Source organism: Cellulophaga sp. Hel_I_12 (assembly GCF_000799565.1).
Lineage (GTDB): Bacteria > Bacteroidota > Bacteroidia > Flavobacteriales > Flavobacteriaceae > Cellulophaga.
Genome location: NZ_JUHB01000001.1, coordinates 3,900,805 through 3,912,632, shown reverse-complemented (window position 1 = coordinate 3,912,632; position 11,828 = coordinate 3,900,805). Strand labels below are relative to the sequence as shown.

At 35.3% G+C, this 11,828-nt stretch carries 10 protein-coding genes; 9 read left to right on the top strand and 1 reads right to left on the bottom strand.

All coding sequences use genetic code 11. The annotated features are described in order from the left end of the window. Positions 1-45: 45 nt before the first annotated feature. Positions 46-3,174, top strand: coding sequence for a TonB-dependent receptor (locus GQ45_RS16920; protein ID WP_047419780.1), 3,129 nt, complete (start codon positions 46-48; stop codon positions 3,172-3,174). Positions 3,175-3,185: 11 nt separating this feature from the next. After that, on the top strand, positions 3,186-4,673 hold the full coding sequence (locus GQ45_RS16915; protein WP_047419779.1) for a RagB/SusD family nutrient uptake outer membrane protein: 1,488 nt from the start codon (positions 3,186-3,188) through the stop codon (positions 4,671-4,673). Between the two features lie 143 nt (positions 4,674-4,816). Here GQ45_RS16915 and GQ45_RS16910 read toward each other — a convergent pair whose 3' ends face one another. Further along, positions 4,817-5,590: a S1/P1 nuclease gene (locus GQ45_RS16910; protein WP_047419778.1), complete on the bottom strand. Its 774-nt coding sequence runs from the start codon at positions 5,588-5,590 to the stop codon at positions 4,817-4,819. 116 nt (positions 5,591-5,706) lie between these two features. Here GQ45_RS16910 and GQ45_RS16905 point away from each other — a divergent pair, with 116 nt between their 5' ends. From GQ45_RS16905 to GQ45_RS17925, 7 genes are all read left to right on the top strand, one after another. Next, positions 5,707-7,953 carry a transglycosylase domain-containing protein gene (locus GQ45_RS16905; RefSeq protein WP_052188322.1) on the top strand — a complete coding sequence of 749 codons (2,247 nt, stop codon included), beginning with the start codon at positions 5,707-5,709 and terminating at the stop codon, positions 7,951-7,953. Positions 7,954-8,033: 80 nt separating this feature from the next. Then, positions 8,034-8,300 (top strand): DUF2089 family protein, encoded by a 267-nt coding sequence (locus tag GQ45_RS16900; protein ID WP_047419776.1) that lies wholly within the window; start codon positions 8,034-8,036, stop codon positions 8,298-8,300. Positions 8,301-8,305: 5 nt separating this feature from the next. Next, positions 8,306-8,899 carry a hypothetical protein gene (locus tag GQ45_RS16895; RefSeq protein ID WP_047419775.1) on the top strand — a complete coding sequence of 198 codons (594 nt, stop codon included), beginning with the start codon at positions 8,306-8,308 and terminating at the stop codon, positions 8,897-8,899. Positions 8,900-9,008: 109 nt separating this feature from the next. Then, positions 9,009-10,406 carry a S9 family peptidase gene (locus GQ45_RS16890; protein WP_047419774.1) on the top strand — a complete coding sequence of 466 codons (1,398 nt, stop codon included), beginning with the start codon at positions 9,009-9,011 and terminating at the stop codon, positions 10,404-10,406. A gap of 140 nt (positions 10,407-10,546) precedes the next feature. Beyond that, positions 10,547-11,407: an SPFH domain-containing protein gene (locus GQ45_RS16885; RefSeq protein WP_047419773.1), complete on the top strand. Its 861-nt coding sequence runs from the start codon at positions 10,547-10,549 to the stop codon at positions 11,405-11,407. A 9-nt stretch (positions 11,408-11,416) separates the two neighbouring features. After that, positions 11,417-11,587, top strand: coding sequence for a DUF4177 domain-containing protein (locus tag GQ45_RS17930; protein WP_081980947.1), 171 nt, complete (start codon positions 11,417-11,419; stop codon positions 11,585-11,587). A gap of 63 nt (positions 11,588-11,650) precedes the next feature. Further along, complete coding sequence (locus tag GQ45_RS17925) at positions 11,651-11,821, top strand: Arc family DNA binding domain-containing protein (RefSeq protein ID WP_081980946.1); 171 nt, start codon at positions 11,651-11,653, stop codon at positions 11,819-11,821. The last annotated feature ends 7 nt before the right edge of the window (positions 11,822-11,828 follow it).

Below are 11,828 nucleotides of genomic sequence, written 5' to 3'. Positions count from 1 at the left end.
ATTTATTTGCAATTTAGGCTTGCTAATTAATTTAAAACAAACTAAATGAAAAAAAAGATCACTTGGATTGTAACATCAATGATGATGTTACTCATTAGTTTTTCTTATGGACAAGAAAAAACTATAACGGGTAGCGTTACGGATCAAGGTGGTATTCCTTTACCAGGAGTATCAATTGTTGTCGTAGGAACTACTAACGGAACACAAACTGATTTTGACGGTAACTACTCAATTACTGCTGCGATTGGTCAAAAATTAAGATTTAGTTACATTGGTCAAAAAACAACTGAAAAAACAGTTGGTACTTCTAATACCATTAATGTTCAGTTGCAAGAAGATGCACAATCTCTTGATGAAGTTATTGTAGTTGCTTATGGTACTTCTAAAAAATCAGATTTTACCGGGTCTGCTGTGCAGATTGGTGCAGAAGATATTAAGGATAGACCAATATCTAATGTTGTACAGGCGTTACAAGGTGCTGCGCCAGGGGTTAACGTTTCAGCTGCCAACGGACAGCCAGGTTCAACTCCAGAAATTCAAATTAGAGGTAATGGTTCTTTTAGCTCTTCTAACCAACCTTTATACGTTGTAGATGGTGTTCAGTTTGGAGGAGATCTTTCTAGTTTAAATTCAAATGATATAGAAAGCCTTACCGTACTTAAAGATGCTGCATCTACTTCACTTTATGGCTCCAGAGCTGCTAACGGTGTTGTATTAATCACCACCAAAAAAGGTAGACAAGGTAGAAGCACTGCGAACCTAACGGTTTCTCAGGGGATAACTTCAAGAGCAATACAAGAATATGACAGAGTAAATGCTCAACAATATTATCCACTATTATGGGAAGCTAGAAGAAATGCCCTTTCTATTAGCGGAACTGTACCTGTTGCAACTGCAAACCAAAGAGCTACTGATGAAATATTTGGTATTTTAGGAGTTAATCCTTTCAACGTACCCAACAATCAAATTGTTTTACCTACTGGAGAGTTAAACCCTGCAGCGAGCTTATTGTATCCAGACGATCTAGACTGGCAAGAGCCTTTAGTGAGAGCTGGTAATAGAAAAAATATTGATTTTGCCTATTCTGGAGGTACTGAAAATTCAGACTTTTTTGCCTCAATAGGATATTTAGATGATGAAGGTTGGATTATTAATTCAGGTTTTGAAAGAATTACAGGACGTGTTAATGTAAATTCAAATGTTACAGATTGGTTGAGAACTGGCGTAAATATTTCTGCCTCTACTGCCGTATCAAACCAAGCATCTGATGGGGGATCAAATTCTTTTGTAAATCCATTTTTCACCACAAGATCTATTGCCCCGATTTACCCAGTATTTGAGCATGATCCTGTAACGGGAGAGTTTATACTTGATGGCAATGGAGACCGCATATATGATTTCCGTAATGACAGCAGAGTAGGTAATACAACAGGAAGACATGTCATTTTAGAAACTATTTTAAATACAGACATACAACAAACTGATAACTTATCAGGGAGAACATTTGCTGAAATAAAATTCTTAAAAGATTTTACATTTACAGCTAACGCCACTTTAGATAAGCGTTTTTTCTATAGAGAGCGTTTTCAAACGCCAGTGGTAGGCGATGGTAACCCTGCTGGAAGGTCCCTTAAAACTTCTTCGATACAGACTACCATCAATTACAATCAGTTATTGAACTACAATAAAGAATTTGGACAACACTCTGTAGGTGTGCTATTAGGTCATGAAAACTATGACTTTAAAATAGAATTACTAACAGGAACAAGACAAGATATTATTGTTGATGGTAACACAGAGCTTATTAATTTTACTACTACAACAGATTTAGAATCTTATAGAAGAAACCTTACGCGAGAAGGCTATTTTTCTCGTGTAAATTATGATTTTGATGACAGATATTACCTTTCTGCTTCTTATAGAAGAGATGCATCCTCTAGATTTGATGAAAATGTTAGATGGGGTGATTTTTACTCTCTAGGGGCTTCTTGGAGAATAGATTCAGAAAATTTTATGGATAATATTTCTTGGATTAATGCATTAAAACTAAGAGCTTCCTATGGTGAGGTTGGTAATGATGAAATAGGTGGTTTCTTTCCAAGTCAAGCACTTTTTGCTCTTGGTAACAATAATGCAGGTGAAGGTGGTATTCTTGCCTCCGCGGCAGGTAATCCAGACATAAGATGGGAAACGAACATTCAAACAGATGTTGCTTTGGAATTTGGCTTTTTAGAGAATAGAATTTCTGGAACTTTGGAGTATTACACAAGAGAATCGACAGATTTATTATTTGATGTACCCTTACCAGTAAGTGCCGGTTTGGATGAAGTATCTTCGAACATTGGTAGTTGGACAAACTCTGGTATCGAACTAGACTTAAATTTAGGGATTATTAGGACAGATGATTTTTCTTGGAATTTAAATATAAATGCCTCAACCTTAAATAATGAAATTACGGTATTGCCACAAGAAGAATTGATTAATGGTTCTAAAAAGCTAATTGTAGGAGGTGATATTTTTGATTTTTGGCTTAGAGATTGGTATGGGGTAGATCCAGCTGATGGTTCAGCGCTTTACGTTTTAGATCCAGAATTAGGAGCTGTTGGTGATGCCGATGTTAGACAAATTGACGGAAACGATGTTACGACCAACCAAAATAAAGCTAATTTTGATTTTGTAGGTTCTGCTACTCCAGACGTGTTTGGAGCATTTACCAATACCTTTGCTTATAAAGGTTTTGAATTAGGTTTTACATTTACCTACCAATTAGGAGGAAGTACTTATGACACTACTTGGGCAAATCTAATGGACCCTGGTAGCGCTGGCGATGCTTTAAGCACCGAAATTTTAAGAAGATGGCAACAACCTGGAGATATTACTGATGTACCAAGGTTAGATTCGAATCAAATTGCACAGTTTGGAGCTGGTTCTGATAGATTTTTAGTAGATTCAGATTTCTTATCCCTGAGACAAGCAAACATAGCTTACAGTTTTGATAAAAAAGTTTCAGAAAGCATTGGCTTAAATGGATTAAGAATATTTTTAGCTGGTGAGAATTTATTTTTATTAAATAAAAGACAAGGTTTGGATGTTGTTCAAAATTTCCAAGGAACAACAAGCAATAGGTTTACACCTTCCAGAGCTATTACCGTAGGACTTAATGTTACATTTTAAAAAATATACATATGAAAAAATTTAGTTTTATTTTAATTTTTGTTCTTTTTACGGGAGTCCTAGTTACTTCATGTGAAAAAGAATATTTAGATCAAGTGCCCACAGAAGGTGTGGCCACTGCCAGTGCTACAGAAACCACTGGTAACTTATTTTTAGTGATTAATGGAATTCATAGATCGCTATATATTAGGTATGGAGCACAGGGTAGAACGGGTATTAGTTCCCTTATGCTTCAGAATGAGAATCTTGGTGAAGATTACGTCAATACAGCCAGAGCCAATGGTTGGTTTATAGCTACTAGTGGTTGGCAATCACATACAAATGCAACGGCCGCTGATGATTTATTCCCATATAGAACCTACTATAGGATCATTAGAAATGCCAATGTTATTATTAATGGGGCTGAAAATGCTGTTGGGGATGCGGCCGAAAGAGATGCAGCTGTAGGTCAAGCACTGACCTATAGAGCTTGGGCTCATTTTCAAATGGTACAATTATACGGTCAGCGTTATGTGCCAGGAGGAGGCAACAGCCAATTAGGAATTCCTATTCGTCTTACGCCTGATAATGAGCCATTGGCAAGAAATACTGTTGAAGAGGTTTATACACAGGTAAATCAAGATTTAGACGATGCAATCGCTGTATTTAGCAACTATACTAGACCTAATAAATCGCATTTAGATGTAAGTGTTGCCAGAGGTTTAAAAGCTCGAGTGGCACTAGTACAAGGTAATTACGGTATAGCCGCAGATTTTGCATCACAAGCAAAAGATGGTTACCAATTAATGGATAATGACACTTATTTTAATAATTTTAGTGATTATAATAATGTGGAATGGATGTGGGGCAGCTTTATTCAGGAAGATCAAACTGATGTTTTTGGTAATTTTGGCGCTTATATTTCACGTAACTTTAGTTCATCAAATATTCGTGGTAATCCAAAAGCTATAAGCAGGTTATTATATGACCAAATAGCAGCGACTGATGTTCGAAAAAGATTATGGGATCCAACAGGTGCACATCCAGTATTACCTGCTGGTATTGAAATAAGTTCTGCACACTCGAGAAGACCTTATACGAACCAAAAGTTTTTAGCGGCAGGTACTGGAGACAGTAGAATGGACACTCCTTATATGAGAGCTGCCGAAATGTATCTTATAGAAGCAGAAGCACTTTCCTACAGTGACGAAGCAGCAGCCAGACAGGTACTCTTTGAATTGGCTTCTAATAGAGATCCAAATTATACCTTATCTACAAATTCAGGTCCAGCTTTAAAGGAAGAAATATACGTTCAAAGACGTATTGAGCTTTGGGGAGAAGGATTTAGATTTTATGATTTAAAGAGGTTAAACCTTCCTTTAGATCGCAGGGGTTCAAATCATAGTGCAGATTTAATATCTGATGTATTTCAAGTTCCTGCTGGAGATAGCAGATGGCAATGGCTAATCCCTCAGGATGCCTTAAATGCAAACCCACTTTTAGAGCAAAATCCACTATAAATAATCAATGAATAAATATGATTATTAAAAAGCTTAATGATAACCCAATCGGTTTAAAATAAGTGATTCTAATTATGATTAGTAAAAAACCCCTAAGCTTTTTTAAGCTTAGGGGTTTTATTTTAGGTACTAATTACTATCTATTAAAACAAATCATTCAGCACCTTAGCCAAACGTAAACCTCCTTTTTGAAGTTGCGTTTCGACCATACCCCAATATTTATAGCTGTAGTCATAGCCCAGCTTCTCGCCAACCTCTACAGAATTGTATAATTCATTGGCTAGGTCTTGAGATTCTTCTACCCAATCAAATACATTTCCTTTTTGAATTTCTTTGATTTGGTTCTTATTTACGGCTGGCAAATTATCTGCTAATTCGGTATAACTCATTCCATAATCATCAATCATATTACTGTCCCAAAGTCGGTGTAGGTTAGTTCCCTTGCCAAACCATTGCAATTGAATATCGTTACCGCCTTTATCTTCTTCTCGCCCAGCGTGCATAGGCTGATGTAAATCGCCCACTAAATGAACTAATAATTTTAAGTAAAAAGCTTTGTCTTCTTTGCTGCTATTTTCATTTTTTACGATGGCCATACATTTTTCTATACCCAACACAATATCGCCATATGGACTAGGAGCTACATCGGTATATTTTTTATCCGCAGGAAAGTTCACGTAATGCCAAGCACTAAACTCTTTATAGGTTCGATCTGATTTGATATCATCCGCATACGTAGACACTAACGGCAAACTTTGGCCGTCTAAAATTTCAGCAATTGCCTTTTTCGCTTTTTTTGTAAGATGTCTTTGTGCTACTTCACCCGTGGTTCTGTGACCAGTTTTTGACCAATCATACTCATTAGCAAAAGTTAATTGAGCCAATAGTGTTAGTAATAAAATGGATATTTTCTTCATGGTTTAAAAATTTCGTCAATATTTGCGTTAAATAAGCCTCAAAAATAGAGAATAGATCTTAAATTCAGCCTTAACGCGTATATAGTTTATGAGCATTTAACAAAATCTTATCAGCATTGAAATTTAACCGAATAAAATCACCCATTTTTAGATATGGCATCCTAATACTAGGGGCCTTACTTGTATTTTTATTACTTTTTATTGGCTCTGTTTACCTCGGGTTGTGGGGAAAAATTCCATCTAAAAAAGAACTCTCAAGCTTAGAATACCAAAAAGCTAGCGAGGTGTATACAGCAGATAGTGTTTTAATTGGAAAGTATTATTTATTTGATCGACAGCCAATCGCTTATACAGAATTCCCTGAACATTTATTAAAATCATTGATCGCCATTGAAGATGAGCGTTTTTACGAGCATTCTGGTATTGATTATAAAAGCTTAATGAGAGTAGGTTTTAAGTCTATCTTAATGCAAGACCAATCTGCTGGAGGAGGAAGCACCTTAACACAACAATTAGCAAAAAATTTATATCCACGAAAAGATAGGACAAAAACCAATATTGTTGTTGATAAACTAAAAGAAATGATGATTGCCTCTCGGTTAGAAGCTAATTACTCCAAAGAAGATATTCTTTATCACTATTTAAACACCGTAAGTTTTGGTGATAACACCTTTGGTATTGAAAGTGCCTCGTTAAAATTCTTCAACAAAAAAGCCAAACAGTTAAAAACGGAAGAAGCTGCGGTCTTAGTAGGAATGCTAAAAGCTACTTATGGCTATAATCCCAGAATTTATCCTGAAAATAGTTTAAAACGAAGAAATTTGGTGTTACAAGCGATGTTTTCTAATGGTTTTTTAAAAGAAGTTGAAAAAGATAGTCTACTACAAATTCCACTAAAATTAGATTATAAGGATTACAACTACAGTGATGGCTTGGCACCGTACTTTAGAGAAGAGGTACGAAAACAACTATTGGTATGGACAAAAAGTGAAAATGAAAAAGGTGCCAATTACAATATCTATACCTCCGGCTTAAAAATATACACCACGCTAAATTATGACATGCAGGTGCTCGCAGAGCAGGCTATGGTAGAGCATTTAACTGCTTTACAGAAAAATTTTGAAGAAAGCTATGGTAAAAATCCACCTTGGCTGCGTGATCAAAAGCTAATCGATAAACTTTTAAAAAGAACTGAAAGCTATAAAAAGCTTAGAGCAATGGGACTTACTTCTTCTCAAATCATGGATTCCATGGAGATTAAAAAAACGATCATCTTAGCTGATTGGGATGGTGAGAAATCCAGTATGGTAAGTACCATTGACAGTTTGCAACATTATATGAAATTCCTAAACACGGGTTCATTAGGTATAGATCCTACAACCGGTGCGGTGAAAACATGGATAGGTGGTATCAATTTTAAATATTATAAATACGATCATATTTCACAAAGCAAACGCCAAGTAGGTTCTACTTTTAAACCTATTGTTTATACTGCCGCCCTAGAAGATGGTATTTCACCTTGTACCTATTTTTCGGCTCAAGAAGTGGAATACAAAAATTTAAAAGGCTGGTCCCCTAGTAATTCTGGAACTAAAGAGGAAGGCTACTTAAACTACTCCATGGAAGAAGCCTTAAGTAACAGCGTAAATACTGTAGCCGTAAAAGTATTAGAAGATGTCGGTATCTTAAACGTAATTCGTCAAGCCAGTAAAATGGGTATTTTAGAAAAGCTACCCAACGAACCATCATTAGCTTTAGGAACTGGAGAAATAAAAATTACAGAACTAGCAGGTGCATACGCAAGTTATGTCAATGAAAGTAAGCCCGTAACCCCCTATTTAATTGAAAAAATTGTCAATAGCAAAGATGCTATTGTTCAGGTTTTTAAACCAACTATCAATGTACCTGAAGCATTTTCATCAGAAACAAGACAACTAATGCTCGAGATGATGAAAAGCACCATCAACACTGGAACAGCATCAAGAATCAGAAGCACTTATAAATTGCCTAATGCCATTGCCGGTAAAACAGGAACTACACAAGATAATAAAGATGCTTGGTTTGTGGGTATAACTCCAAAATTAATACACATCACTTGGGTTGGACTAGATAATTACGAACTCGGTTTTAAAAATACGAGTTTAGGACAAGGTGCTAATGCAGCACTTCCCATGTTCGCCATCTTTATGCAGAAATTGAATAAAGACAAACAATTTTCAGAGATTACCAAGGCACAGTTTGAAACCCCTTCGGCTAATGTGCTCGATAAATTAGACTGTGATCCTATTAAAAAAGACGGATTTTTAAAGCGACTTTTCAAAAATCCTGACAAAAAGAGAACTAAAAATTTTAAAGATAATTAATTATTTATTTAACTTTATTTAAATTTGTTTTAACTTTATTTAAATAAATAGTATATTTACATCATAATAATACTTTTATTATGAGTAAATTACCCGTCAAATGCCCGAGTTGCGAACAGCATTTACATGTAAGCCAGCTTTCCTGTTTAACGTGTGATACCTTAATTTCTGGTAGTTATCCATTACCGAAATTAATGCAACTTCCACAAGAAGATCAAGACTTTATACTTCAATTTGTGCTGCACAGCGGAAGTCTTAAAAAAATGGCTTTACAAATGGAAATCAGTTACCCTACCATGCGGAATAAGCTAGATGATATTATTGAAAAACTACAACCTAAGCTATAAAAACTATGAAAACCATACTTTTTAATCCCTTTAAAAAATACCAAGAAAATACCTTGTTAGTTATTGGAATCATTGCCACGCTTTTAGGGTCCTTGGTCGCCTATATTTTTTTTGCGCGTTTTGACGGGGCGATTGATTTACATTTTACACCCGATATTAACCTTTGGCAGCCCTTTATTGACAATAGCATTAATATCGCAACGCTGTTTGTAGTGCTATTTGTGTTGGCAAAATACCACAATAAAAAAACAAGAGCTGTTGATATTTTAAATGCGGTGCTGATTGCGAGAATTCCCTATTATTTAGTTCCCTTACTGAATATAAACAACACTATTTCGAAGGCGACAGACCAAATGATGGCTATTGTTGGTGATACCATAAATATCAATATGGCAGTTATTCCCGTAAGCTCATTAATAATCATTAGCGTTTTTGCATTGATATCTCTTGTAGCATTAGTTTGGTATATCATTTTACTATTCAATGGCTATAAAATTGCTTCTAATGCAAAAGGCGGACTAACTATTTTATTCTTTTGTTTGGCACTTATTTTAGCGGAAATTATGACAAAAGTTATCATTGTTAATTTTCCGTATTGATTTATTTATACTAAAACATGCTTAGAGGTTTACTTTAACACCCATTTCACAGAAGTACTCAGAGCATACAGCCTTGCGACAAGAAAAATAAATACTAAACATATCCATCATGAAAAAAGCTACAATTTTACTCCTAATCGTGGGTACATTTTTTACTGTAAATGCCCAAGAAATTACTGGAAAATGGAATGGTGTTTTAAAAGTTCAAGGAACACAATTGCGACTCGCTTTTAATGTGGATAAATCAGATGCCGGATTTAGTTCCACCATGGACAGTCCAGACCAAGGCGCCTTTGACATTCCTGTTACCAAAACCACCTTTGAAAACAATCGCATAAAATTTGAAGTCGCAAACTTACTTATTAGCTATGTTGGTGAATTAAAAGATAATGAGATCATCGGTAATTTTTCTCAGAGCGGACAAGCATTTGCTATGAATTTATCTCGGAATGAGATTGAAAAATTAGTACTAAAAAGACCACAAGAGCCTAAAAAACCCTATTCTTACTATTCAGAAGATATTAGTTTTCAAAACGCCAAAGCAAATATTTCTTTATCAGGCACACTAACACTCCCTAAAAAAGAAGGTGTATATCCGGCAGTTATTCTAATTTCAGGGAGTGGACCCCAAAATAGAGATGAAGAACTGCTAGGCCACAAACCCTTTTTGGTAATAGCTGACCACTTCACCAAAAACGGAATTGCAGTTTTAAGGTACGACGACAGAGGCGTTGGTGCATCAAAAGGAGATTTCACTACAGCAACCTCTGCTGATTTTGCCACAGATGTAGAAAGTGCTATTGCCTATTTAAATACTAGAAAAGAAATCAATAAAAATAAAATTGGTTTAGTAGGGCATAGTGAAGGTGGCTTAATTGCACCGATGGTTGCTTCAACATCGAAAAATGTGAGCTTTATTGTTTTACTAGCTGGAACTGGAATTTCAGGAGGTGAAATACTACTCTTACAGCAAGAATTAATCGCTAGAGCTTCTGGAATCTCTGAATCCGAAATAAAAAAGACCTACGACGTAAATAAAGTTATTTTTAATTTAGTCGCTACTTCTAAGAACAGTGAAAAGTTGAATGATGATTTGTCAAAACTAATCCATACAGCTATTGAAAATGATGCCAGTATTGTAATTCCTGATGGCATGACAAAAGAAAAATATGTGGCGCAACAATTGAATCAAATTTTAAATCCTTGGATGAAATTCTTTATAAAATACGACCCAGCTCCTGCATTAGAAAAAGTAAAATGTCCTGTTTTGGCGGTCAATGGAGAAAAAGATTTACAAGTTCCGCCTAAAGAAAATTTAACGGCTATTAAAAATGCGCTAGCAAAAGGTGGAAATAAAAAGCTAACGACTATTGAGTTTCCTAATCTAAACCATTTATTTCAAGAATCACAAACAGGTGCGCCTTCTGAATATGCTAGCATTGAACAAACCTTCTCCCCTATGGCTTTAGAAGCAATTACTACTTGGATCAAAAAGCAAGTAGAGTAAGCATAGTTTATGTATAAGAATAACAACTAAAAAAGTCCTGTCTCCATACGATTTAAAAAAAATAAAATATATAACAGTTTAAAATATCATTTTATTTTAATATATTTATGATATCATTTTAATATCAAATTTAAGAAATCATGACAAACGAAAAAACCACCAAACCTGCCAACGGTTATTTATTTTTATTTCTCGTATTCCTGCTTATCGGACTAAGCGTCTATTTTATAATTTCACAACAAAATCCGATTTATATTATTGGTATAGTCCTAGCCCTATTTTTACTTCCCGGTTTTATTTTGGTTAACCCAAATGGGTCACGGGTTTTATTGCTTTTTGGTAAGTATATTGGAACGATAAAAGAAAACGGGTTTTACTGGGTCCTTCCATTTTATTCAAAAAGTAAAATTTCACTACGGGCTAGTAATTTTGATAGTGAACGCTTAAAAGTTAATGATAAACTTGGAAATCCTGTCATGATTAGCACCATTTTGGTATGGCGGGTTACTGATACCTATAAGGCGGCTTTTGAAGTAGATGATTATAAAAATTTTGTACGAGTACAAACCGATGCTGCTGTTCGGAAATTAGCAAGTATGTACCCCTATGATAATTTTGCTGATGAAGGGCATACAGAGGATATTACATTAAGGTCGAGTGTTAATGAGGTAAGTGAAGCATTAGAAAAAGAAGTTCAAGAGCGCTTGGCAATGGCTGGTATTGAGGTGTTAGAGGCGAGAATTGGATATTTGGCCTATGCGCAAGAAATAGCGAGTGCCATGTTAAAACGCCAACAAGCCACAGCCATAGTCGCGGCTCGTCACAAAATCGTAGAAGGTGCTGTAAGCATGGTGGAAATGGCCATTGATATGTTGAATAAAAAACAAGTCGTTGAACTCGATGAAGAACGAAAAGCAGCCATGGTGAGCAACCTGATGGTGGTATTATGTTCTGATAAAGATGTAAGTCCTGTAGTCAATTCAGGAACTTTAAACCACTAATAAAACCTGATGAAAGAATATAAAATTATAGCCCAAAAAGGAGGCTTATTTAGAAATAAAGATGAGGAGTTTGAAACAATTTTGAATGATTTTGCTCGTGAAGGGTGGTCGGTAATTAGTTCCACCTCTAACCCTCACACCCATTTGCTAAAAGTCATTTTAGAACGGCAAAAATATTAAATAGAAAAATTACACGAATAAAAGCATTAATTATAGTTTAATTTAGTGGCTAAAAATACAGCTATGGCTAAAAAAAAACCATTTGCATTACGGATAAATGAAGATATGATGAAGGCCATTGAAAAATGGGCAACAGACGAGTTCCGTAGCACAAATGGACAAATAGAATGGATGTTAATGAAAACTTTAAAGGATGCTAAACGCGAACCTAAAAACAAATCAGAAAAAGACTAAGGTTTTA

Coding starts and splice junctions, on each gene's coding strand:
- GQ45_RS16920 (WP_047419780.1), top strand. CDS start 46: ATGAAAAAAAAGATCACTTGGATTGTAACATCAATGATGATGTTACTC.
- GQ45_RS16910 (WP_047419778.1), bottom strand. CDS start 5,590: ATGAAGAAAATATCCATTTTATTACTAACACTATTGGCTCAATTAACT.
- GQ45_RS16895 (WP_047419775.1), top strand. CDS start 8,306: ATGAAAACCATACTTTTTAATCCCTTTAAAAAATACCAAGAAAATACC.
- GQ45_RS16885 (WP_047419773.1), top strand. CDS start 10,547: ATGACAAACGAAAAAACCACCAAACCTGCCAACGGTTATTTATTTTTA.
- GQ45_RS16915 (WP_047419779.1), top strand. CDS start 3,186: ATGAAAAAATTTAGTTTTATTTTAATTTTTGTTCTTTTTACGGGAGTC.
- GQ45_RS17925 (WP_081980946.1), top strand. CDS start 11,651: ATGGCTAAAAAAAAACCATTTGCATTACGGATAAATGAAGATATGATG.
- GQ45_RS16890 (WP_047419774.1), top strand. CDS start 9,009: ATGAAAAAAGCTACAATTTTACTCCTAATCGTGGGTACATTTTTTACT.
- GQ45_RS17930 (WP_081980947.1), top strand. CDS start 11,417: ATGAAAGAATATAAAATTATAGCCCAAAAAGGAGGCTTATTTAGAAAT.
- GQ45_RS16900 (WP_047419776.1), top strand. CDS start 8,034: ATGAGTAAATTACCCGTCAAATGCCCGAGTTGCGAACAGCATTTACAT.